Source organism: Propionivibrio sp. (assembly GCF_041441355.1).
In the GTDB taxonomy this organism is placed as follows: Bacteria; Pseudomonadota; Gammaproteobacteria; order Burkholderiales; family Rhodocyclaceae; genus Propionivibrio.
The window spans coordinates 201,136-221,653 of the sequence record NZ_JASDTF010000004.1; the positions used below are offsets into that span (position 1 = coordinate 201,136).

At 59.2% G+C, this 20,518-nt stretch carries 17 protein-coding genes, 3 tRNA genes and 1 pseudogene; 8 read left to right on the top strand and 13 right to left on the bottom strand.

Features of this window, described 5'->3' with window-relative positions:
• Positions 1–34 precede the first annotated feature (34 nt).
• The 8 genes and pseudogenes from QMB55_RS01685 to QMB55_RS01720 form a co-directional block, all read right to left on the bottom strand.
• Complete coding sequence (locus tag QMB55_RS01685) at positions 35–3,661, bottom strand: pilus assembly protein (protein WP_497586923.1); 3,627 nt, start codon at positions 3,659–3,661, stop codon at positions 35–37.
• Positions 3,662–3,699: 38 nt separating this feature from the next.
• A complete protein-coding gene (locus QMB55_RS01690; protein WP_497586924.1) occupies positions 3,700–4,383 on the bottom strand; it encodes a pilus assembly PilX family protein in 684 nt (227 codons plus the stop codon).
• The gene (locus QMB55_RS01695; protein ID WP_497586925.1) at positions 4,380–5,702 is read right to left on the bottom strand and encodes a PilW family protein; all 1,323 of its coding nucleotides are present in this window, start codon (positions 5,700–5,702) and stop codon (positions 4,380–4,382) included. The genes QMB55_RS01690 and QMB55_RS01695 overlap by 4 nt, the downstream gene beginning before the upstream one ends.
• A gap of 26 nt (positions 5,703–5,728) precedes the next feature.
• Positions 5,729–6,211 (bottom strand): type IV pilus modification protein PilV, encoded by a 483-nt coding sequence (pilV, locus tag QMB55_RS01700; RefSeq protein WP_497586926.1) that lies wholly within the window; start codon positions 6,209–6,211, stop codon positions 5,729–5,731.
• Entirely contained in the window at positions 6,208–6,747 is a 540-nt protein-coding gene (locus QMB55_RS01705) for a GspH/FimT family pseudopilin (RefSeq protein ID WP_497586927.1), read from the bottom strand. The genes pilV and QMB55_RS01705 overlap by 4 nt, the downstream gene beginning before the upstream one ends.
• Positions 6,741–7,184: a type IV pilin protein gene (locus tag QMB55_RS01710; RefSeq protein WP_497586928.1), complete on the bottom strand. Its 444-nt coding sequence runs from the start codon at positions 7,182–7,184 to the stop codon at positions 6,741–6,743. The genes QMB55_RS01705 and QMB55_RS01710 overlap by 7 nt, the downstream gene beginning before the upstream one ends.
• A 181-nt stretch (positions 7,185–7,365) precedes the next feature.
• Positions 7,366–8,250: pseudogene (locus QMB55_RS01715) on the bottom strand (IS3 family transposase); the annotation flags it as partial.
• Positions 8,251–8,403: 153 nt separating this feature from the next.
• Positions 8,404–9,069, bottom strand: a complete 666-nt coding sequence (locus QMB55_RS01720) for a restriction endonuclease (protein ID WP_497586929.1) — start codon at positions 9,067–9,069, stop codon at positions 8,404–8,406.
• A 537-nt stretch (positions 9,070–9,606) separates the two neighbouring features.
• Here QMB55_RS01720 and QMB55_RS01725 point away from each other — a divergent pair.
• A tRNA-Thr gene (locus QMB55_RS01725) sits at positions 9,607–9,682 on the top strand.
• Positions 9,683–9,825: 143 nt separating this feature from the next.
• Here QMB55_RS01725 and QMB55_RS01730 read toward each other — a convergent pair.
• From QMB55_RS01730 to QMB55_RS01740, 3 genes are all read right to left on the bottom strand, one after another.
• Positions 9,826–10,071, bottom strand: coding sequence for a tyrosine-type recombinase/integrase (locus QMB55_RS01730; protein ID WP_497586930.1), 246 nt, complete (start codon positions 10,069–10,071; stop codon positions 9,826–9,828).
• Between the two features lie 368 nt (positions 10,072–10,439).
• A tRNA-Ser gene (locus tag QMB55_RS01735) sits at positions 10,440–10,533 on the bottom strand.
• A 56-nt stretch (positions 10,534–10,589) separates the two neighbouring features.
• The gene (locus QMB55_RS01740; protein WP_497586931.1) at positions 10,590–11,816 is read right to left on the bottom strand and encodes an aspartate kinase; all 1,227 of its coding nucleotides are present in this window, start codon (positions 11,814–11,816) and stop codon (positions 10,590–10,592) included.
• 264 nt (positions 11,817–12,080) lie between these two features.
• Here QMB55_RS01740 and QMB55_RS01745 point away from each other — a divergent pair, with 264 nt between their 5' ends.
• Positions 12,081–12,383: a helix-turn-helix domain-containing protein gene (locus tag QMB55_RS01745; RefSeq protein ID WP_497586932.1), complete on the top strand. Its 303-nt coding sequence runs from the start codon at positions 12,081–12,083 to the stop codon at positions 12,381–12,383.
• Positions 12,384–12,410: 27 nt separating this feature from the next.
• Here QMB55_RS01745 and QMB55_RS01750 read toward each other — a convergent pair whose 3' ends face one another.
• Positions 12,411–13,277: a radical SAM protein gene (locus tag QMB55_RS01750; protein ID WP_497586933.1), complete on the bottom strand. Its 867-nt coding sequence runs from the start codon at positions 13,275–13,277 to the stop codon at positions 12,411–12,413.
• Between the two features lie 190 nt (positions 13,278–13,467).
• Between QMB55_RS01750 and queD the strand changes: the two genes are divergently transcribed.
• Positions 13,468–13,923: a 6-carboxytetrahydropterin synthase QueD gene (gene queD / locus QMB55_RS01755; RefSeq protein ID WP_497586934.1), complete on the top strand. Its 456-nt coding sequence runs from the start codon at positions 13,468–13,470 to the stop codon at positions 13,921–13,923.
• Between the two features lie 164 nt (positions 13,924–14,087).
• Here queD and QMB55_RS01760 read toward each other — a convergent pair.
• Positions 14,088–14,161 (bottom strand) — tRNA-Thr (locus QMB55_RS01760).
• Positions 14,162–14,264: 103 nt separating this feature from the next.
• On the opposite strand from QMB55_RS01760, the gene QMB55_RS01765 reads away from it, so the two are divergent.
• The 5 genes from QMB55_RS01765 (at position 14,265) to QMB55_RS01785 (ending at position 20,467) form a co-directional block, all read left to right on the top strand.
• Positions 14,265–16,064, top strand: a complete 1,800-nt coding sequence (locus QMB55_RS01765; RefSeq protein WP_497586935.1) for a GGDEF domain-containing protein — start codon at positions 14,265–14,267, stop codon at positions 16,062–16,064.
• Between the two features lie 50 nt (positions 16,065–16,114).
• A complete protein-coding gene (locus QMB55_RS01770; RefSeq protein ID WP_497586936.1) occupies positions 16,115–17,617 on the top strand; it encodes a class I SAM-dependent methyltransferase in 1,503 nt (500 codons plus the stop codon).
• Positions 17,614–18,891 (top strand): glycosyltransferase, encoded by a 1,278-nt coding sequence (locus QMB55_RS01775; RefSeq protein WP_497586937.1) that lies wholly within the window; start codon positions 17,614–17,616, stop codon positions 18,889–18,891. Before QMB55_RS01770 ends, QMB55_RS01775 begins: the two co-directional genes overlap by 4 nt.
• 62 nt (positions 18,892–18,953) lie before the next feature.
• Positions 18,954–19,367: a sugar 3,4-ketoisomerase gene (locus QMB55_RS01780; protein ID WP_497586938.1), complete on the top strand. Its 414-nt coding sequence runs from the start codon at positions 18,954–18,956 to the stop codon at positions 19,365–19,367.
• Positions 19,364–20,467: a DegT/DnrJ/EryC1/StrS family aminotransferase gene (locus tag QMB55_RS01785; protein WP_497586939.1), complete on the top strand. Its 1,104-nt coding sequence runs from the start codon at positions 19,364–19,366 to the stop codon at positions 20,465–20,467. Before QMB55_RS01780 ends, QMB55_RS01785 begins: the two co-directional genes overlap by 4 nt.
• Positions 20,468–20,518 lie beyond the last annotated feature (51 nt).

A 20,518-nucleotide genomic window follows, 5' to 3' on the forward strand; every position in this document is an offset into this window, starting at 1 on the left:
CCTCCTTCTTAGCCCAACCGTCCGACCATGACCACTATCGGTCGATCCACACTTCGCGCCACGAAATGCGCCGCGTTTTGGTAGGCGCGCCCGTCGGCGGCCCAGGCATCGTTTGAAGCTTACCGTCCGAGCGCATGAGTTCCGTCCAACTCTTACCGTTACCCTGAACCACATTTGGACGGCTTGCAAGAACATTGCCAAGTGACCACGAGCCAACCCCAAAAACCGGCAACATCGTCCCTGATTTGTAATCGAGCATGTTCAGCCAGCTACTCCCTCCTGGGGTACACACGTCACTACTGGGGATATTTGTAGTAAAAATCAATGTCCCAAGCGCCACCAGCGGATGGGTATTAACCCGCTCGCCTGTGATCGGCAAATCAATATACCAGCCTTTCTTGGTCGAATAATCAACCGGATTGGTACTCGTTGTCCGTGTCTCGCTACCGTTCGACAACGTCTGCTGCTGCAGATTACCGCGTAGCGAAGCAATCACTGCGGTTGTCCCGGACGGATTCGACAAATCATCCGTCAATCCGTACATCGTCTGTCGTTGCGAAGCATGCCTGTTCGCCCCAGCCGCACCTGGAATGTCACTATCGCCGTAATATTGCCCAGTCCCGACGTAGACGAAACGACGGTGGACTCCTGCTATGGTGATCAACGCCAACTCGGGCTCGGTCGTCACGGGCTGTGTCGCACCAGCCCCATCCACAAGTGTGGTCAACTTTTTAAGCTTCCAATTGGCGGCAGAGGCATCATTCAGGTCAAAACGCCAAACATTACCCAGAAGGTCCCCGCCGTACACATACTGGACCGTGTTGTCCCCGAGTGAATCGTCGACAAAAGCGGAAATAAATGCCAATCCGCTCGGGGCTCCTGAATCTCCGACAGTGGTATCGAAGACATGTAGCAATTTCCCGGTCCGCACATTAATGACAAACAGGTAACCACGTCCATCTCCACCGGTGTCACCACCGTTGTTGTACCCCGAGGAGACCAAAGCAACCCAACCGTGTGCTTTCGTTTTCGTGACAATCGGGCGCCCGTGAGTGTACCCAATCTTGTTCACGCTCATCGACCATCCCGAAGAACTCGTACCGGACGGCGTTGTCCTCGACACCTCACCGTTAGTGCCGCTATTCGGAAATTCCCAAAGCACTTTACGCGCTGCGTCAGGCTCACTGCTCGCCGTCGGGGTTGTCACATCAAGCGCATAGTAACCTCGCCCGCCTTTACCGAGCCCACCGATCAAAAGCGTTCGCCAATCCGCACGCGGCAAGGTCAACGGACGCGGGCAACCGGAATCAGGACAGGTGTTGCTAAAATCCGCATCGCCTGTTACGGGCGTCGCATCAATGTAATACTGATGGGCAAACCCAATCCGCTTGCTGAGGTCGCGTAATTTGCTTGGCCCGTTGAACAATAGATTCGGGATATAACTCCAGCTTTCCACGCCATCGGACGCCCGGAATGCATGCACCATTCCGTCATTAGCGGCTTGAAAAATTGTCTGAACCCGACTCGGCGAATTATTCGTCACAGTTTGCGCCGCACGAAACTCCGCATAACCGTCATCCGCATACTTGAAATACGGGGTCCCCACCACAACGGCCTCAGCATTGATGATATCCCCAAGACGAGAGCTGCGTACTCGGTAAGTGCTCGTTTCCAGGCTTCGATCGCCACGTAGATAATGCAAAACGTTTTCTCCGTCGCTCGGTCCCGGCGGAGTGCTCGAGGAATTCAGGTAAGCTTGCTGAACGATGGAGAGCTTAGACTGGATAGTACCGTCGATCGTTGCCGATACAGGCCGAAATTGAATCCCTTGGTTCTCACCAAACGCCCCCGAGTAGGTCACGATACGTCGACTATCCGGTGTCACATTTGACGCATCGAGTTCCGCCTGCGCAGACCAAATCGGCGCCGACGAAGCTTGCCCGGTACCGACACTAACCAAATATTTCTGCAGATCTCCGCTCCAAGACCCCGAGTTGTACTTCGAAGCGAACAACGCATTGTCAACCGCCAGGTTGACGTTGGCGACTGCAACTGCAGCAGCCGCCCCTGTGCGGTTGATGATATCGTCAAGGATGCTTCTTAGCGATGTTCTCAAAGCACTTGGATCTTTAGCAGAAAAATAACGACCATGACCATTGACTGCGGCATGCCATAAGTCATCGACCGCGGTGTTCTTATCAGCCTCCGGCTTAGGCCAGTTATCCGTGCCAATTAACAAATCCCGATAAAAACCGCTGCTCGCCGTGTCGTAGTCCGGTCGGTAAGGTTTGCTGCCATCCACCCCGAGACCGATGGTAAACGTGGTCATATGCTGCCACGAAGCACGATCGGACGTACTCGTCGGGACGTTGTTCGTCATCCCTGAGCGCAAGTCATTTACCCAATAGTAAGCTGCCACGTCAGCCAACGTGTCACTCGTTGCTGTCGGCCCCTCGTAAATCGGACGCGGCCAAGTTGTCCCGGCCGTCAAACCAGGATTCACAGGTGGGTTTAGCGCCGACGAGGGGATCGATGGAACCGTTCGGTCCTGGTTTCCGACATCCACTGTATTGCTGTTCCAATAACCATCCGTCGACAAAATGGCGAAATTTTGTTGGCAAGAGTACTGAACCGGATCTTCTTCGCCAACGCTGTCGGAATAGCCCATGCCGTCACCGGAATAATATTGACCAACACGTTGCAAGGCTTTTTGCAAAGGCGTTCCATAGATGGGATCGATGCCATAGAGCGTCGTATACCAGGTTCGTTTCGTAGCATCGGTAAAATCGGCAATGCTGCGGAAATTTTGTCCAGTCGGATTTCCTGTCTGCTCTGAATTATTGATCGTCGAAAATCCAACGCGATATTTGTTTCCCATTGCTGCAAACGCCTGCCCCATGGTCGTTTTCATGGTCAGGATGCGGGTACGGTAATAACTGTGCCAATTCGCGAAGTTCTGGATTTCTTGAGCGTAGGAACAACTCCGGCCACTTCCGCTCGTCGAGCAATCGGTACGGCTTGCCGCGCGCGTGAACGGCGCGTTCTCGGAAACGATATCGCGCCGAACATACGATGTACTACTGCCCGGTGTGGGGATGCCTCCTCCCGTGTATTGATAGTAATAGGCAGAAAATGCAATCGGCCCGTACCGGTAGGTCGATGAATATGTCCGGCAATTACTGGTCGTCGGAACGAGCGGCGGGGTTGCAGTGCTGTAATAGCATTTCTTGGTCAAGTCCGTCCGTCCGGACGAGGGACTCAGATAGGGGTCATTCAAAGCTCCGTTACTGCTCGCATCCGCATTTCCCATCGACACCCCTTCCGGATTATCGGCGGAAAAACTTGAAGCAACAACAGGCGGTATATAGCGCACATCGGGGTCGTAATACAATTTATTCACGAGGCTTGAGTAAAAATCGATGGCAGTCGTGCTGTATTGATTCAGACCATCGGTCCCTGTCGTTGACCGCCAATCCATACTCCCCGAATTATCGAGGATAAACATAATATTTGGTTTTGCTGCATTTTTAACCGCCAGTGGCACATCGGAAAAATCCGTGGAATCTGAAAGAGCTGGAAGTGGCAGCATGCAGGAGAGGAAACCAATACTGATTATGGCGTTCCGAGAAAAAAGGATAGAGACCATAGCTCTCTGGCTCATCGAAAACCCCTCAATAAACTCACAAAACACCATAATAATCAACGCTCAAGAACACCTTGAACGAAAGTTGTTGTATTTCGCGGCCCACGCACTCGAACTGTCACCCTGTACATAACTCCAGATTCTTTTGATAAACCATGCCCCCCTTGCTTCGCTGATTTATCAGCCGGGCTCGCCTGAAGCATGCAAAGCGACACGGCATCATCATAAAGAGCAGGAGTGGAAAGATTAATTGCGACACCACTATCTGGATTGCACAGACGCTCAACAACGTATTGAATTTCATTGCCATCGACTGTCGTCACAGGAATATTGCCCCTACTTGACCAATCAATGAGCGGCAGGCCCATAGCATCCTGTGGCAAAATCCGAGATGAATACCGACAATTTCCGGTCGCTGCAGGCACCGGAGGGTTCGCTGCGCTACCAATGGCACACCCAGCAGGAATGTTCGCGTTGGGCGAGGCCGACACCACGTTATGCAAATACGCTGCAGCAGCCTCCAACCCGAGGTCGCTAGCATTCAGCCCTGCACTACGAAAGGCCATGTTCCCCGCAATCTGGTTCGCGGTATCAACCGAACGCATCAGCGACAAACCGGCGACAGTCATCAAAAGAAGCGCAGTAAGTGCCACGAACAGCGAAATGCCCCGTTGCTGCCGCGAAGACAAAACCGAGTGCCGGGAAACCCTAGAGATACAGCGAAGAGGCAGAGTATTCATAGCTCGGGCCACAGGATGTTGCGCATGGGGATAACCGTCTGATAGACGCGATAACGGTAGTGCTGCCACTCGGTATCTCCTGGCGTACTGCGCAAATCAATCGCAGGCGCAGGATTCGCCGCAGAATCGTCCGTCCAGGCGCAAGGACCAAAATTGGATCCCGCAGGCGCATTGTTCTCTGCACATGGTGTCGTCACCTCGCCCCCATCCCGCATCCCACTCCGAGCCACGATAGCAATCCTAACCGCCTTGATTCTCAATCGATTATCAATAGCTGAAGCAGTGACTACCGCAGGATTCAAGGCAGCACTTCCCCATGTAGCACCACTAGGATTGACCCACAGGGCAACCTCTTGCGACGACGGCGTCGCAGAAATTCCATATTGCGCCTGCAAGGCAACGACATCGCTTGCAAGCACTTCCACTCTACTCGCAGCCCCCTGATTACCGCTAATTTGCGCCTCTAAACTACCGCTGGCATTGATTTGGTAAGTTGTCTGCAGCACTCCACCCGAGGCGGTCGAGCCCAAGCGGAACAATAGGTCATTTTTTTTATATCCTGCATCTGATCTTGAGCCAAAGCCAGGCCAGTTATTATTTTCCATGAATGCATGCGACGCATTGTATTCTGGATTTTTTCCTGCCGGTCCATTCACTACACGGACGATGCTTCGCCCAAACGAATCTGCGGTTATGGAAGATACCTGCATCAGGCTACAACGGGCCACATTATTTCCGGTAGGCGCATCAAAAATAGCCTCTCTATCCGCAACCACAATGAGATCCGGTTCGCCAGGGCGCGCAGGACTAGGCTCTCCTTGCAAAGCGAAACCGCGTTCCACTTTAAAAAGAAGAGCTGGGTCTGCTGTCTTTTCCATATCAGCGGAGAGCAGCGTCGCAACCGCTCCTTCCAGATACGAAGCAGCCCTTATCGTAATCCGATCGTTAACCGCACCATCATCGAGCAGGACGGGAAAGGGTGCCGCGGTTCCAACTGCAATAGGAGCACCAACTCCGCTACGCTCCTGATAATAGGAGTAAAGATTCTGACAACGCATCAGACTTGGATGGTTAAACCCAGCGGCCGCCCGTCGAACATCTTGCTCAATCGCGGACAACGCCAACAGACCATTCTCTTGTGCATCGGCCGCTGCCGTCGTCGTGGTTTTGTGCACATCGAAAACTGACAAAGTTTGGCCGATTACGAGTAGCGCAATAAGGCCTATCGTCATCCCAACCATTAGCTCGATGAGACTAAATCCGAACTGCTGCGCGGAACTCATCGAAAAACGGCCGCGTACAGCAGCCTGAAACTTCATAGGGCGTCTCGACATGGACACTCCCGTCACTCGTTGCGGTTGATCTGAGCAGATACCACGTGATTGTGGTAAGCCCCGCCGGCGTTGTCTGAACGATCCTGCCAACACACTCGGACCGTAACATTATTGTTTGCAATGGTAATTTGCTGCCTAGCCGCCTGCGCTTCTGGCAGCAACCTAGCAACCTGCCCTAACCACGCCAGCGCTTCAGGCGCCGACGCAGCAGCACCGCCAGCCGCACAGCCCCCCGCACCGGCCTGCGTCGCATCAAGCCCGTTTACGTAAGCTCCTCGACTGGCCTGCCCTTCAACCCAAAGCAAACCAACCAATTGATTCGCCAAAAAAGCGGCATCTGCTCTGTACTTTGCATCAATTGTGCTGCGTGCAGCTGCCGTCTGCATACTAACCAGCGCGAGTATGCCAAAAGAAAAAATCAAGACCGCGATCAAAGCCTCTAGGAGCACAGATCCATATTGAGCACGATTCGAAAAATGAGTTTTTTTTCTCATATGCACCTCCTTGGATCAGACAGCGCAGAGATATCTGGATCGCATAGACGCACCTGTCCTCCGGCTGTCGCGAAATCAATCTGCCTTGTTTGAGTAATTTCTGGGACAGAAAAAACAATACGTGCCAAAGCAGCAGTCCCGTCAGCGTTGTTTGCCAGAGGCCGGCCCAAACCATTGAAGGTTACTCGAGAGGCATTGGCCGGAGTTGTATTCACAGCAACTGTCCCACCGCCTTCACCACTGTCCCTCGACTGGGCGATAGCCACTCCAGCATCATCCAGCACCGACCAAGACGTTGCACCAACCCCTGCCCCAAGCACAAAAACAACCATAGCGTTCCTCTTGACGGCTTCGCTTCGCGCCAATTGCACCGCATCAAGAATGGATTCTGCCCCCGCACGGAGTTGGTTACGGCGAATAAAGTCGGCGAATGACGGCAAGGCAAAGCTCGCAAGAATACCAACGATCAGCACCGTTACGACCAGTTCTGTCAATGTAAACCCTTGACTGCTACCCGCCCTGACTTTAGTTAGCATGAGTCGCCTCGGCGCATCATCCAACAATTTCGGTTTTCAACACGCCCCAGAAAAGAGGTTGTGCGCCGAAGCCCCGTTTCGCTTACAGTAAAAACGAATCCATTCATCGAACCGATGCCGGTCGCCGTAAGCGTATAAGCAGCCGCGGTCGCATTATCGCAAGTGAACCGGAACGCATTACCCTCAGGCATTCTCACACCACACACGGCGCCATTTAAGTACGTTCGGTTATCCTGGAAAAAACGCTCCATCCGGACGCGAAGATCAGCAAGCGTTGATGTTGCCTCAGAAACCCTGCTCCTCTGGACATATTCCGTATAAGACGGATATGCAAGGGAAACGAGGATGGCAATAATCACCACCACAACCATCATTTCCATCAACGTGAACCCCCTGTTTGAACAGCTGCAATATTGACGTCGCATAATCGCCTCCATTTTTCTTTTTTAATTCGAACACCATAATCAGAAACCAACCACACCTTTCCGATCAATGGTCATTTAACCGCAATGAACGGCCCTTTCCGCCCTGTCATGGCTAAGTGTTAGAAGCTGTTCACGATCTTTTTAGGATGAGAGCCAGAAAGGCCAGGTGGACGAATTGTGAATCGCCCCGTCTTTAGTAGACGCTCTGTTGCCGGTTGAAATACTGCTTTTCGAACTCTACCGGAGAAAGGCCGTTTGCATAACCATGGCGGCGTTTCGGGTTGTAGAAGAGTTCGATGTAGTTGAATACATCACGTCGCGCTTCTTCGCGGTCGCGGTAGATCTTGCGCCGGATACGTTCGCGCTTGAGCAGTTGGAAGAAGCTCTCTGCCACTGCGTTGTCGTGGCAGTTGCCTCGCCGACTCATGCTGGCGCTCAGGTTGTGCGCACGCAGGAAGGCTTGCCAGTCATGGCTGCTGTATTGGCTCCCCTGGTCGGAATGTACGATGACGGGGCCAGAAGGATTGCGTCGCCAGATCGCCATCAGCAAGGCATTGAGCGCTAAGTCACGATCCATGCGCGACTGCATTGACCAGCCGATAACTTGGCGCGAGAAGAGATCAAGGACGACCGCCAGGTAAAGCCAGCCTTCATGGGTGCGGATGTAGGTGATGTCCGTGACCCAAGCTTGATTCGGTGCTTCGACGTCGAACTGCTGAGCCAACTGGTTCGGGGCAACGACGGCAGGTTTGCCATACGCCCCGGACCGACGCCGATAGCCCGTCTGCGAACGCAACCCTTCCGCGCGCATCAGGCGGTAAACGCGATGCTTGCCGCAACGCTCACCTTCATCGCGCAGATCCCCGGTAATCTTGCGATAACCATAGACACCACCGCTTTCAAGCCAGAACTGCTTGATCAGGCCAGAAAGGCGTTGGTCTTCCTTTTGCCGCGCGGAGATCGGGTTGGCTTTCCAGGCGTAGTAGCCGCTGGGATGCACAACCATCATCTGGCACAACCGACGGACCGGGTGCTGCGCTTCATGCGCACGAATGAAGGCGTACCTGTCACTATTGACCGGTGATCGGCCAAAGCCGCCGTTCGCGGAGGATGACTGATTCGCTCAGCAATGCGACGGGAAGCTGTCGTTTTAGTGCTTTAGAGACTGGATATTCCTCGGGAAAAACAGACCTTCCGGGGGGATGTGTGAATTCCAGACCCCGCGTAGTGTTCAAGTTTCAGAACTGATCCGCAGAGGCGGTTTGGGGACATTCTGATCCACCATCACCCCGAGTAATTCCCGGATCGGTCGGACACCGACGTAGCTGTCGCCCCAGGCCTTGCACTGCACGATGGCCGTCGCTTGGCCGGAGTCATCCTGGTACAAGCAGATGTCGATCCCACCATCTGGCCCCAAGGGGGTGCAGACGCTGCGGATGCCCTTCGACTCGTAGAACTTCTGGCACACGTCTTCAAAACGCTTCCACTCGATGGTCTGGATCAGCTCCAGCGACCATTCCAGCGGCTTCGCAGGCGCGGGGTCAGCCCCGAGCATCGGGTCGCGCGGAATGGTTGCCCCCGGCGCTTCGTGTCCCGACGGTCGTTTGAAATCGTAGAGCTTGCGCGAGGGCGTACCGCTGCCCGCTGTGCTTGGCTTTCTTACTTTGTCGGCAATGAATTTGATGAGCGAGACGATTCCAAACAGGCCTGCGGCGATTAGGACGGCAGGCTTGATCCCTTGCACCATCGCGAGCAAGAAGGGGTTGCCACGGGCAAAAAACGGGAACACCACAAGTCCGACCCCGAGGATCGCCACCGCAATCGTCGCCGAGACCGGCCGCGACGAAGAAACAGCGATATCGAACAGTGATTCAGAGTTCCTGCGACGACGCCCCATGGCACCCCCCTCGCAATACGCATGACATATCGTACCAAGGCTCTGGCGAGTGCGGCCAGCACGATGCGCGTTCACAACCCATGGGGATATCTCGGTGCGCCTTTGCAAGAGGCGCGGAGTGTTGAGCGGCGTCTTCTGTAAAGGGCTCCGGCATCGACTTGGTGCGATTTTCTAGGAGCTACTCATGGACTTCTCCATGCGGATTTACTTCAAACTACTGAGACGCAATTTTTACGTCGTTACGGCAGATGACATTCTGCCTGCGGAGGGAGGCGGGCAGCGCTTCCGTCTTGGGGTCGGGGTGGTGGTTAGTGTATTCGCGTCGGGTACCGTCCTTGTTCAAGGGCGATTTACACCGCGCAGCAGTAAATGGGGGCGCCAAGCACTCTCCAGCATCCTTCCCGCGAATACTCGGCGGCAGCTTGGCTAGGTAACGCAACCCCCTGTTGGTCAGGGAATTTCAGCCCAACAGGGGCTTTGCATTGTGGTCCGACGTTGTTATAATTCGCGGCTCGCAGTTATCTGGGTTTCCTTGCTGCCGCTGTAGCTCAGTCGGTAGAGCAGCGCATTCGTAATGCGAAGGTCACCAGTTCGATTCCGGTCAGCGGCACCAAAAATCCAGATAAAACAGCGAATTAGAAGAAGCCGCCAAGTGCGGCTTTTTTGTTTTGTGCGTTCTGTGGCACAGCTGGCACATTTTCTCGGCGGGTGTTGTGCCCCGCGAAGCGCCTTTTGCGTGTTGCGGCGGCACTCCCGTTATCCTGGCGATTCCTCGGTTTTGATTCGTGCGCTGCTCATTCGGGTCTTCGTGGTTTTCGGCAAAATCAAGCCAAACTCTTCGTCGCTCTCAAGGATCAGGTCGCGCCAGCGCAAACCCATGATTTCACCGTGGCGCATGCCCGTCGAGAGGGCAAGTGTCACAATCGTGGCCAGATAGCGATTGGCGGATTGCTTTGTGGCCGTCACCAAGCGCTGTTGTTCGTCCTCGGTCAGGTAGCGCAAGCGGGCATTGTTGACTTTGGGTTTGGCCAGGCAACGATGACAAGCTCAGTAGCCCCCCCCTCCCCCACCCGTTGCCTGTTAAAGCAGACCGTCAGGTGAACTCCCGACATCCAAAGCTGAAGCGTAGAGCCTCGCTCATCTTCAGTGCGCGGTATGTCGATCAGCTTCTCTCCTTGAAGATTCCGCCAATCCACAGCAAAAAAACTTTGGCGACAGGCCGAAAAAGGTCGCTCCGAACGTCGCCAAGACCGCCTGAGACACCCATGGCCGCAAAAGGCCAACCGGGGCAAATGGAAGTGATAAACAAGAAAAAGGCCATACTTCGTAAGCCGTTGTTTTGACTTAGAAATACAGCCCTTTAATGATACTGGCGGAGACGGAGGGATTCGAACCCTCGATACAGGTTTTAGCCCGTATGCTCCCTTAGCAGGGGAGTGCCTTCGACCTCTCGGCCACGTCTCCGAAAGGGCGCGATGATAGCTTGTCTGGCGCCCCGGGTCAAACATTTAACGGGGGTATCACTCCGACTGATCGAGACCAAAAGCCTTGTGCAACGCACGCACGGCCAGTTCGAGATATTTTTCCTCGATCAACACCGAGATGCGGATCTCCGACGTCGAGATCATTTGGATGTTGATGCCTTCGGCTGCAAGAGCTCCGAACATTTTGCTCGCCACTCCCGGGTGCGAACGCATCCCGACACCAACCGCCGAAACCTTGCAGATTTTGTTGTCGCCGACCACGCCGCGCGCGCCCAGCGCGTTCTTGACGCTCTCAAGCACGCCCAGCGCCTTGGCATAGTCGCTGCGGTTGACGGTAAACGAGAAGTCAGTCGTCCCGTCATGACTAACATTTTGGATGATCATGTCGACATCGACATTCGCTTCAGCAATCGGGCCGAGAATCTGGAAAGCGATTCCTGGGCGATCAGGGACGCCGAGAACGGTCAGCTTGGCTTCGTCGCGGTTGAAGGCGATGCCGGAGATGATCGGTTGTTCCATGCTCTTTTCTTCCTCAACAGTGATCAGGGTGCCCTCGCCTTCGTCCTCGAAGCTGGAAAGCACGCGCAGTTTGACTTTGTATTTGCCGGCAAACTCGACCGAGCGGATCTGCAGCACCTTGGAGCCGAGGCTGGCCATCTCCAACATCTCCTCGAAGGTGATGGTGTCGAGCTTGCGTGCCTCAGGAACGATGCGCGGATCGGTCGTATAAACGCCATCGACATCGGTGTAAATCTGGCATTCGTCGGCATTCAGGGCCGCGGCGAGCGCCACGGCCGAGGTATCGGAACCGCCACGCCCAAGGGTGGTGATATTCCCGTCCTCGTCCGCCCCCTGGAATCCGGCGACCACCACCACCCGCCCTTCGGCGAGGTCTTTTCGGATGCGCTGGTCATCGATCTGCAGGATGCGCGCCTTGGTGAAGGTGCTGTCGGTGAGTACCTTCACTTGCGGCCCGGTGTAGCTCTTCGCTGCGACGCCTTCTTCCTGCAGGGCCATAGCGAGCAAGCCGATGGTGACCTGCTCGCCGGTCGAGGCAATCACGTCGAGTTCGCGCGGGGCGGGCGAAGGCGAAATCTCTTTGGCCAGCGCCAACAGGCGATTCGTTTCGCCCGACATCGCGGAGGGCACAACGATAATGTCATGCCCCATGGCTTTCCAGCGGGCCACCCGCTTGGCGACGTTTTTAATGCGTTCGGGATTGGCAACCGAAGTGCCGCCGAATTTCTGAACTATCAGGGCCATTCACTATCCAATTATTCGGGTTGCGGAAATGACCGATATTACCCAAAAACCGCCGCCCGTGAAACGAAAAATCCTCCGAGGTATTGCCGTAGCAAGCGCCTTAATGCCCAAAAGGCATAAGCATGTCACTTGCAATCATATGTGGCTGTACTATACTCCGGGTCCGCTACTCCAAAAGTCATAATTCAAATCTCATTGCGGAGGGATGGCCCAGGAAGGGAATCATTGACCGGCCGAAAGGCCAAGACTAATGAAAGGACTGCCATGACCAACGCAAAAACAACCGACAAGAACGAGCCGCGCGAAATCCGCCGCAAGCTTGGCCTGAACCAACAGCAGTTCTGGTCCAAGATCGGCGTCACCCAAAGCGGTGGTTCGCGCTACGAAAGCGGGCGCAACATGCCGCGCCCGGTGCGCGAGCTCCTCCGTCTCGTGCATGTCGAACAGATCGACATTCAGCGCATCAAGCGCGAGGACATGGAAGTCATCGAATACCTGCGCAGCGAGGAGTCCGAACTCTTCAAGACCCTGAAGAAGTCGGCCAAGGCCTGGAAGAAAGGGGCCTGAGCAAACGCTCCCGGCGACGGTCCCGCCTTATGCGCTGACCGTCACCCGCAGCCCCAGCGCGGCGATCTCCGCCGCAAGCCGCTCCAGCTCGGACAAGGGCGCCGCCGTCAGGCGCGCGGCCCCCGGCTGCATCGAAGGGCGTGCCACCCCGTAGAGGTGCACGCCCTTTATCTTGTCGCGAACACTGGATAACGCGGTGAGATAGGCGCGTTGTTCCTCGCACGAGGGCAAGGCGCCGTCGAGCGCGAAATAACAGGTTTGCACCCAGGTCGGCGCAAGGGTGGCGCACAGGCTCAAAGCCTCCAGCGCCCGCTCAGGCCGCTGACGGACGCCATTGACCGCCCGCACGCCGGCCGGGCTAGCCCGGTCGAGCTTGAACCACACTTCCCCGCCGCAAGCGCCCAGCTGCACGATGCCGCGTTGCACCTCCGGCCGATGCAGCAGACTGCCGTTGCTGATCAAACGCAAGGGAAGGCCTCCGCCAGGCAGCAGCTCCGCCAGCACGGCAACCACCCGGCCCACGGCGGCCTCGAACTCACGAGCGGCGGTCGGTTCACCATTACCGGAGAAGGCTACATCCACCAGCCGACGTGCGCCTTCGGGCACGTGCTGCTGCAGATAATCGCCAAGCACGATTTCGCCCAGCAGCCCGCGCAACTCGGCCTCAAGCAGATCGAGATCGACCGCCGGCGGCCCGCCGCGCGCCAACCCCGGAACCTGACAGTAAATGCACGCCCAGTTGCAGGCATTATTGACGTTGAGGTTAATGCCCACCGACACTCCGCCGGCGCGCCGCGAGACGACGGGGTAGACGTAGCGCAAGCCGGCGCTGTCGCGGCTATGGTCATGGACGCTCAGCTGTCGTGCAGGCGTTCTGATTTGGCGTTCGCTCACGGACTTTTCACCTCGGGGATGCCGGACGCGGGGCCCGGACGGTCATCAATGGGGGGATGATATAATTTTCGCTCGGCGATAGCCCCATCCGCTTTTGCCGCCAGCCTTTTTCGCCTGCGCGCCCGACGCCGCCTTGACGCTTCGGACGCCCCGCCTTCTCATTCCCCTCAGCCTGCTTCAGAGATTCCGCATGCTCGTCACCCGCCGCCTCGAATTCGATGCCGGACATCGCATCCCCGACCATAAAAGTCAGTGCCGCCACCTGCACGGCCATCGCTACGCCCTCGAGGTGACGCTTTCCGGAGACATCATCGAACGCCCCGGCGATCCGGCCAACGGCATGGTGATGGATTTTTCCGACATCAAGGCACTGGCGCAGGAGCACGTCGTTGCGCGCTGGGATCACGCCTTCCTGGTCTATGCGGGCGATACCGCGGTACTCGATTTCCTCAACGGCCTGCCCGACCACAAGACCGTCGTTCTCGACTGCATTCCGACCGCCGAAAACCTGGCCCGGGAAGCTTTCCGCATCCTCGACGCCGTCTATCACGACACCTATGGCAATCACTTGCAGCTCGAACGCGTCCGCCTCTACGAAACGCCCAACTGCTGGGTCGATGCCACGCGCCCGGGCGAGAACGGTTAATACAGGCGCGCTTTAGGCCGCCAAACTCCGCTATCATTGAACGTGTTCCGCAGCGGTTCGGACCGTATGACGCCGGGCATGTTACCCGCAAACAACGAAGGAAAGCGCGACCGATGGGCGCAAAAAAACCGCGCCTTCAGCGCGGTTCTTCGTCGGCAAAGGTTTGGTGCCCCCGGTCGGAATCGAACCAACACCTGATGATTACAAATCAACTGCACGACCTTCATGCTACGGGGGCAAACCTGCGGCCGAGGCGCGGATTATAGCCCAAGCCGCGGACCGCCGGACACGCGGCGATCGCACGCAGACGCTCCACAGGAAAGTCGAAGTTCAACGACACCATGGCCACGTTCACCAACCCTGCCGAAATCGCGCGCGAAACCCTCAAGCTGCTACTGGCCCGGCGCATGCCGCCGACCCCGGACAATTACCGCGCGATTTACAATGAAATCGCGGAGTTGGGCGATGCCGATGCGCCGACGCCCGAGCGTGAATTCAAGGCCCTGCTCCTCGCGCTACCGAAGGAAACGCCCGCCCAGCAAGGCCTCGCGCGCCAGCTCGAAAGCGCCTTGCGCGGCGAGAACTGGGAGGACTACCGCAAGACGCTGAGCGACTTCGTGCGCGAGCACAGCGCCGAATCCGAGGCCGACTGGGGCGAGTTGATCGGCGACCTCCTGCGCCTGTGGGAAGCCAAGCAAAGCGGCCTGACCCCGGCGCGCAAACGCGAGATGCTCGACCGCGTGCTGTCGTCCGGGAGCAAGAACGCCGAACTGTTGCACGGCCGCCTGCAAGGACTGACCCGCGCCTGGGGCCAATACGACCCGGCCGCGAGCGACACGCAGTTTTCGGAGGGCTCGCCCGAGGACAGCGCGCTCACCGCCGCCGCGATCCTAGCGCCGGGGAACGGCGCTGCGCCCGTCGCGCGCAACGGTGAACACATCCTGCTCGTGCCCGAACTGCGCGACCTGCTCGCCTTCACCCTCGACACGGCCATCGCCAACCAGCTGGAAGAGAGCCCCGAACTCGCCACCGAGGCGCGCAACATCGCCGTCGCCGTGCGCCAGGCAATGTCCCCCGCCGCCGTTCAGGACGCGCTGGCGGCGACCAAGCGCCTCGTCTTCAAACTCGAACTCCTCGCCGAAGACCGCGGAGAACTGCGCAGCGCCCTGCTCAAACTCCTGCAGCTGATGCTCGAGAACGTCAGCGAGCTGGTCGTCGACGACCGCTGGATGAACGGCCAGATCGCCGTCGTGCGCGACATCGTCGCCAAACCGATGAACATCCGCACGCTCAACGAGGCCGAAAGCCGCCTCAAGGAAGTCATCTTCAAGCAGAGCCAGCTCAAACACAGCCTGATGGAGGCGAAGGAAGCGCTGAAGACCATGCTCGCCGGCTTCATCGACCACCTGGCCGAATTCGCCGACTCGACCTCCGGCTATCACGACAAGATCGAAGTCTGCGTCCAGAAGATCAGCCAGGCCGACGACATCACCCAGCTCGAAGACGTGCTTGCCGAAGTGATCCGCGAGACGCGCATCGTCCAGCTCAACGCCCAGCGTTCACGCGACGACATGCGCAGCACCCAGACGCGCGTCGAGGCCGCCGAACGCCGCGTGCGCGAACTGCAGGACGAGCTCGACAAGGCAAGCGCCCTGGTACGCCACGACCAGCTCACCGGCACGCTCAACCGGCGCGGCCTCGAGGAAGCCTTCGAGCACGAGTTCGCCCGCGCCCTGCGCCGCCGCTCGCCGCTTTGCGTCGGCCTTCTGGACATCGACAATTTCAAGAAACTCAACGACACCCTCGGCCATGACGCCGGCGATGCGGCCCTGATTCACCTGGCCACCGTCATCCGCGACACGCTGCGCCCGCAGGACACCCTCGCGCGTTTCGGCGGCGAGGAATTCGTCGTCCTCCTGCCCGACACCGCGCTCGACAACGCCGTCACCGCGCTCGTCCGCCTGCAGCGCGAACTGACCCGCCGCTTCTTCCTGCACGACAACGAGAAGCTGCTCATCACCTTCAGCGCCGGCGTCACCGACTATCGCGCCGGTGACACGCAGACGACACTCACCAAACGCGCCGACGAGGCGATGTATACGGCCAAGAAAACCGGCAAGAATCGGGTAGTATCCGCCTGATCTTCGCCCGGCCGTACCGGTCCGGAATGCCCTGCCAGGAAGGAACCTGCATGCCCACCGCCGTCCGCTCCGACCGCCCGATCCGGATCGTCCTCGTTCAACCCGAAGGCTACGCCCACGCCGGCGCGCTTTCCGAACTCGTCGAAACCCTGCTCTACGGCCTTAATGCCCTCGGCATTCCTGTCGATTTCGCGCTTAATGAATGCGCCGCCGGCGCCACCAACCTCGTCGTCGGCGCCCACCTGCTCGACGCCGACGGGCTCGCCGCCCTGCCCTCCGATGCCATTCTCTACAACAGCGAACAGATCGATGAGAGCTCGAGCTGGATGCAACCCGCCTACCTCGCCGCATTGCAACGACACTCCGTCTGGGACTACGGCGCAGAAAACGTGCGCCGTTTGCGAGCCCGCGGTGCCGGCCAGGTGCGGCACGTGCCGCTCGGCTACGTGCCGCAACTCACCCGCATCCCGGTGTTGCCGCCCGAAGAGCAGGACATCGACGTCCTGTTTTACGGCGCGATCAACCCGCGCCGCCAGGCCGTCCTCGAAGGCTTGATCGCGCACGGCCTGCGCATCGAGTTCCTGTCCGGCGTCTACCGCGAAGAACGTGACCGCTACATCGCCCGCGCCAAGCTCGTGCTCAACCTGCACTACTACCCGGCAAGCGTGTTTGAAACAGTGCGCGTGAGCTACCTCCTGGCCAACGAAAAAGCCGTCGTCGCCGAATGTGGCCCCCACACCACGCTACCGCCCGAACTCGCCGACGCGCTTTGCGCCGTGCCTTACGAAGGCCTCATCGACGCCTGCTGCCAGCTCGTCGCCGACGCCGGCGCGCGCGCCAACCTGGCCCGGCGCGGCTTCGAAACTTTCACCCGCCTGGACGCAGCCACACACCTCGCCGCTGCGCTTGAATACCCCACGCCGCCCACTGCCCCGATGCTACCGGCCTACCTCAACCTCGGCAGCGGCAAAGACTGGCGCGCAAACTGCCTCAACGTCGACCTCGACACCACCTTCCGTCCCGACGCGGTGCTCGACATCGCCCGTCCCGACGCCCTTGGCGCGCCGCTGGAGAGCGCGCGCTTCGGCGCGTTCAGCCTGCACGACAACCAGTTCGAGGCAATCTTCGCCAACGACGTGCTCGAGCATATCCCCGACCTGAAAACGGCAATGGAAAACTGCCTGCGCCTCATCAAGCCGGGCGGAAGTTTCCACATCCAGGTGCCGTACGAACTCTCGCTCGGCGCCTGGCAGGACCCGACACACGTGCGCGCCTTCAACGAAAACAGCTGGCTCTACTACACCGACTGGTACTGGTATCTTGGCTGGAGCGAAGCGCGCTTCGACCGACTCGGCACCGAATTCGAGCTCTCCGCCCTCGGCCACGAACTGCATGCCGCCGGCACGTCGCTCGCCGAAATCCTGCGCACGCCACGCGCGGTCGACGCCATGCGCGTCGTCCTGCGCAAACGCTACCTGCAGGAGTCCGAGATCGAACGCGCCGCCAACGCCCTGCAACGCCCGTGGGACGCCGCCGAAGGGCCGCAGCCGTGAGCCCTGCATGCCGTCATTTTCCCGACGAGTTTTATCGAGACGCCGACCTGCGTCTCGTGCAAGCCATTCCACCCACAGCGCTCGACCTCCTCGACACCGAGAGCGAGAGCGACGCGCTCGCCGAAGTGCTGCGCCACCTCATCCCAGAACGCCGCGTCTATGGCCTGGGCAACGCCTCCGTCGGCGCCTTCTCAGCCTGCTTTGCCGACACCGAAGACGCCGCGCGTCGCCTGCCGGCTGGAAGCCTCGACCTCATCCTCGCCGGCCCACGCAGTCTCGCCACACCAGCCCACCTCGCCGCGCTGCACCAGCTTTTGCGCCCGCACGGGCGCCTGCTCGCCGCGTTGCCCAACGCCCAGCACTGGACGCAATTCGACCGTCTGCTGCGCGGTGAACCGGCCGCTGGTCTCACCGCGCCGCAAGGCGTGCGCGCCCTGCTCGATGCCGGTTTTCTGCCACGAATCGAAGACCGCCGCGTCCATGCCCTGCCCGACGCCTGGCTCGCGGCCCTGCCGGCGCTCGCCGAACGCCAGCGCCTCGGCCTCGAGACCTGCCTCACGCGCAGCCAGACGCTCACCTACATCGTCGGCGCTAGGCCGCTGCCGGAGCCCCCGGCTGGCGTCGTAGCACCAGTCACCGTCGGCGTCTGCTGCAACGACGCCGAGGTGCTCGCCGACAACCTGCTCGCCTCGCCCGACCTGCAAGACGGCCCGCATCAGGTGCTCACAATCGAAGGCGCCAGCAGCCTCGCTGCCGGCTTCGATGCCGTGCTCGCGCAAGCGCAGCACGACCTTGTCGTGTTCGTGCATCAAGACGTCTATCTGCCGCGCGGCTGGTTCGCCCGCCTGCGCCAGCAGTATGTCGCGGCCCAACGGATGACGGGCGAGCGCGTCGGCGTGCTTGGCGTCTACGGCGTACGCGGCACGCCCGATGGATTCGTCCGCGCCGGCCGCGTCGCCGACCGCGACGCCCTGCTCGACGAGGCCACGCCGCTGCCGGAAATCGTCTCCAGCCTCGACGAAATCGTGCTTGCCGTGCCGCGTGATACCCCGCTGCGTCCAGACCCGGCGCTGGGGTTCCACCTCTACGGCAGTGACCTCGCACTCGCCGCCGAGCGTGCTGGCCTCGTCGCGCTGGCGATCGACGCCCCCTGCCACCACAACTCGCAGCAAGGTCGCGAACTGCCCGCCGCCTTCCACGCCAGCGCCGCCGTGTTGCGCGCGCGCTGGCCCGAGCGCCTGCCGCTGGCGACGCCCTGCATGCTCATCAAGTAAGCCACCGATCCGCTCTGCTATAGTGAGCGACAAATGCGGTGACTACGGGCCAGGAGATTAAAATGACAATCGAGAAGTGCCGACTGCTTGAATTTCCCATCGTATCCGACCCGCGCGGCAACCTCACTTTCGTCGAAGCCAACCGCCACATCCCCTTCGACATCAAGCGCGTTTACTACCTCTACGACGTTCCTGGCGGCACCGAACGAGGCGGCCACGCCCACCGCAGCCTGCATCAGGTCATCATCGCCATGTCGGGCAGTTTCGATGTCGTTCTCAACGACGGCCTGCGCAGCCACCGCTACCACCTCAATCGTTCCTACTACGGCCTCTACATCTGTCCGATGATGTGGCGAGAAATCGACAATTTCTCATCTGGTTCGGTCTGCATGGTCCTCGCCTCCGACTTTTACAACGAGGCCGACTACTTCCGCGATTTCGGCGATTTTCGGCAAACCGCCTTGGCCCAACGATGAGGGTTCCCTTCTACGACTTGGCGCCGCAGCACGCCCCATTGCGCGAAGCGCTCGACGCCGCTTACGCGCGCGTGCTTGAGCGCGGCCACTTCATCCTCGGGCCAGAAGTCGAGGCTTTCGAGGCCGAGTTCGCCGCCTGGTGCGGCGCACCGCATTGCGTCGGCTGCTCGAACGGGCTTGATGCCTTGCAACTCATCCTGCTCGCCGCCGGCATCGGCCCGGGCGACGAGGTCATCGTCCCGGCGCACACGTTCGTCGCCACCTGGATGGCCGTCAGCGCGGTAGGGGCCACCCCCGTCGGTGCCGACTGTGATTCCGTCACCGCCAACCTCGACCCTGCTGCTGCCGCCGCCGCTCTCACCTCGCGAACCAAGGCCATCATCGCCGTTCACCTCTATGGCCGCCCCGCCGACATGAACGCCTTACGCCGCCTTGCCGACCAACACGCGCTCCTGCTCGTCGAGGACGCGGCCCAGGCGCACGGCGCCACGCTGGAGGGTCGGCGCGCCGGTACGTTGGGCGACGCGGCCGCCTTCAGTTTCTACCCGACCAAGAACCTCGGTGCGCTCGGTGACGCCGGCGCCGTTGTCACCACTGACCCCGTGCTGGCTGCCCGTGTGCGGCGCATCGCCAACTACGGTTCGCGCGAAAAATACCACCACACCGAGTTCGGCCTCAACGCCCGCCTCGACGAACTCCAAGCCGCCTTGTTACGCGTCAAGCTGCCCCACGTCGACTCTTGGAACGCCGAACGACAGGCGCTTGCGGCCAGTTACGACGCCGCCCTACGCGAGTTCGCATCCCTACTGCGCCCGCCCCTGGCCGCGCCCGACGAAGCCACGTCGGTCTGGCACCTCTACGTCGTGCAAAGCGAAGACCGCGATGCGATTCAGTCACGACTGGCCGCCGCGGACATCCAAACCCTGATCCACTATCCTGTCGCACCGCACCGCCAGGACGCTTACCGCGCCAGCGCCAACGGTGCCTTCCCGGTTGCAGAGGCCCTCAGCCGGCGTGTGCTCAGCCTGCCCCTCTATCCGGGCATGGATGAAGGTGCACTCACCCACGTCGCCGCCGCTTTGCGCGCAGCGCAATGTTAAGCGGACAACGCTCGCCCTTTTTGCTGGCCGATTACGACGGCACCGACATCG

Excerpts from the sequence above, each read along its gene's own strand:
- QMB55_RS01685 (WP_497586923.1), bottom strand. The coding sequence starts at position 3,661 with ATGAGCCAGAGAGCTATGGTCTCTATCCTTTTTTCTCGGAACGCCATA.
- QMB55_RS01690 (WP_497586924.1), bottom strand. The coding sequence starts at position 4,383 with ATGAATACTCTGCCTCTTCGCTGTATCTCTAGGGTTTCCCGGCACTCG.
- QMB55_RS01695 (WP_497586925.1), bottom strand. The coding sequence starts at position 5,702 with ATGAAGTTTCAGGCTGCTGTACGCGGCCGTTTTTCGATGAGTTCCGCG.
- pilV (WP_497586926.1), bottom strand. The coding sequence starts at position 6,211 with ATGAGAAAAAAAACTCATTTTTCGAATCGTGCTCAATATGGATCTGTG.
- QMB55_RS01705 (WP_497586927.1), bottom strand. The coding sequence starts at position 6,747 with ATGCTAACTAAAGTCAGGGCGGGTAGCAGTCAAGGGTTTACATTGACA.
- QMB55_RS01710 (WP_497586928.1), bottom strand. The coding sequence starts at position 7,184 with ATGGAGGCGATTATGCGACGTCAATATTGCAGCTGTTCAAACAGGGGG.
- QMB55_RS01720 (WP_497586929.1), bottom strand. The coding sequence starts at position 9,069 with ATGGGGCGTCGTCGCAGGAACTCTGAATCACTGTTCGATATCGCTGTT.
- QMB55_RS01740 (WP_497586931.1), bottom strand. The coding sequence starts at position 11,816 with ATGGCCCTGATAGTTCAGAAATTCGGCGGCACTTCGGTTGCCAATCCC.
- QMB55_RS01745 (WP_497586932.1), top strand. The coding sequence starts at position 12,081 with ATGACCAACGCAAAAACAACCGACAAGAACGAGCCGCGCGAAATCCGC.
- queD (WP_497586934.1), top strand. The coding sequence starts at position 13,468 with ATGCTCGTCACCCGCCGCCTCGAATTCGATGCCGGACATCGCATCCCC.
- QMB55_RS01765 (WP_497586935.1), top strand. The coding sequence starts at position 14,265 with ATGGCCACGTTCACCAACCCTGCCGAAATCGCGCGCGAAACCCTCAAG.
- QMB55_RS01770 (WP_497586936.1), top strand. The coding sequence starts at position 16,115 with ATGCCCACCGCCGTCCGCTCCGACCGCCCGATCCGGATCGTCCTCGTT.
- QMB55_RS01780 (WP_497586938.1), top strand. The coding sequence starts at position 18,954 with ATGACAATCGAGAAGTGCCGACTGCTTGAATTTCCCATCGTATCCGAC.
- QMB55_RS01785 (WP_497586939.1), top strand. The coding sequence starts at position 19,364 with ATGAGGGTTCCCTTCTACGACTTGGCGCCGCAGCACGCCCCATTGCGC.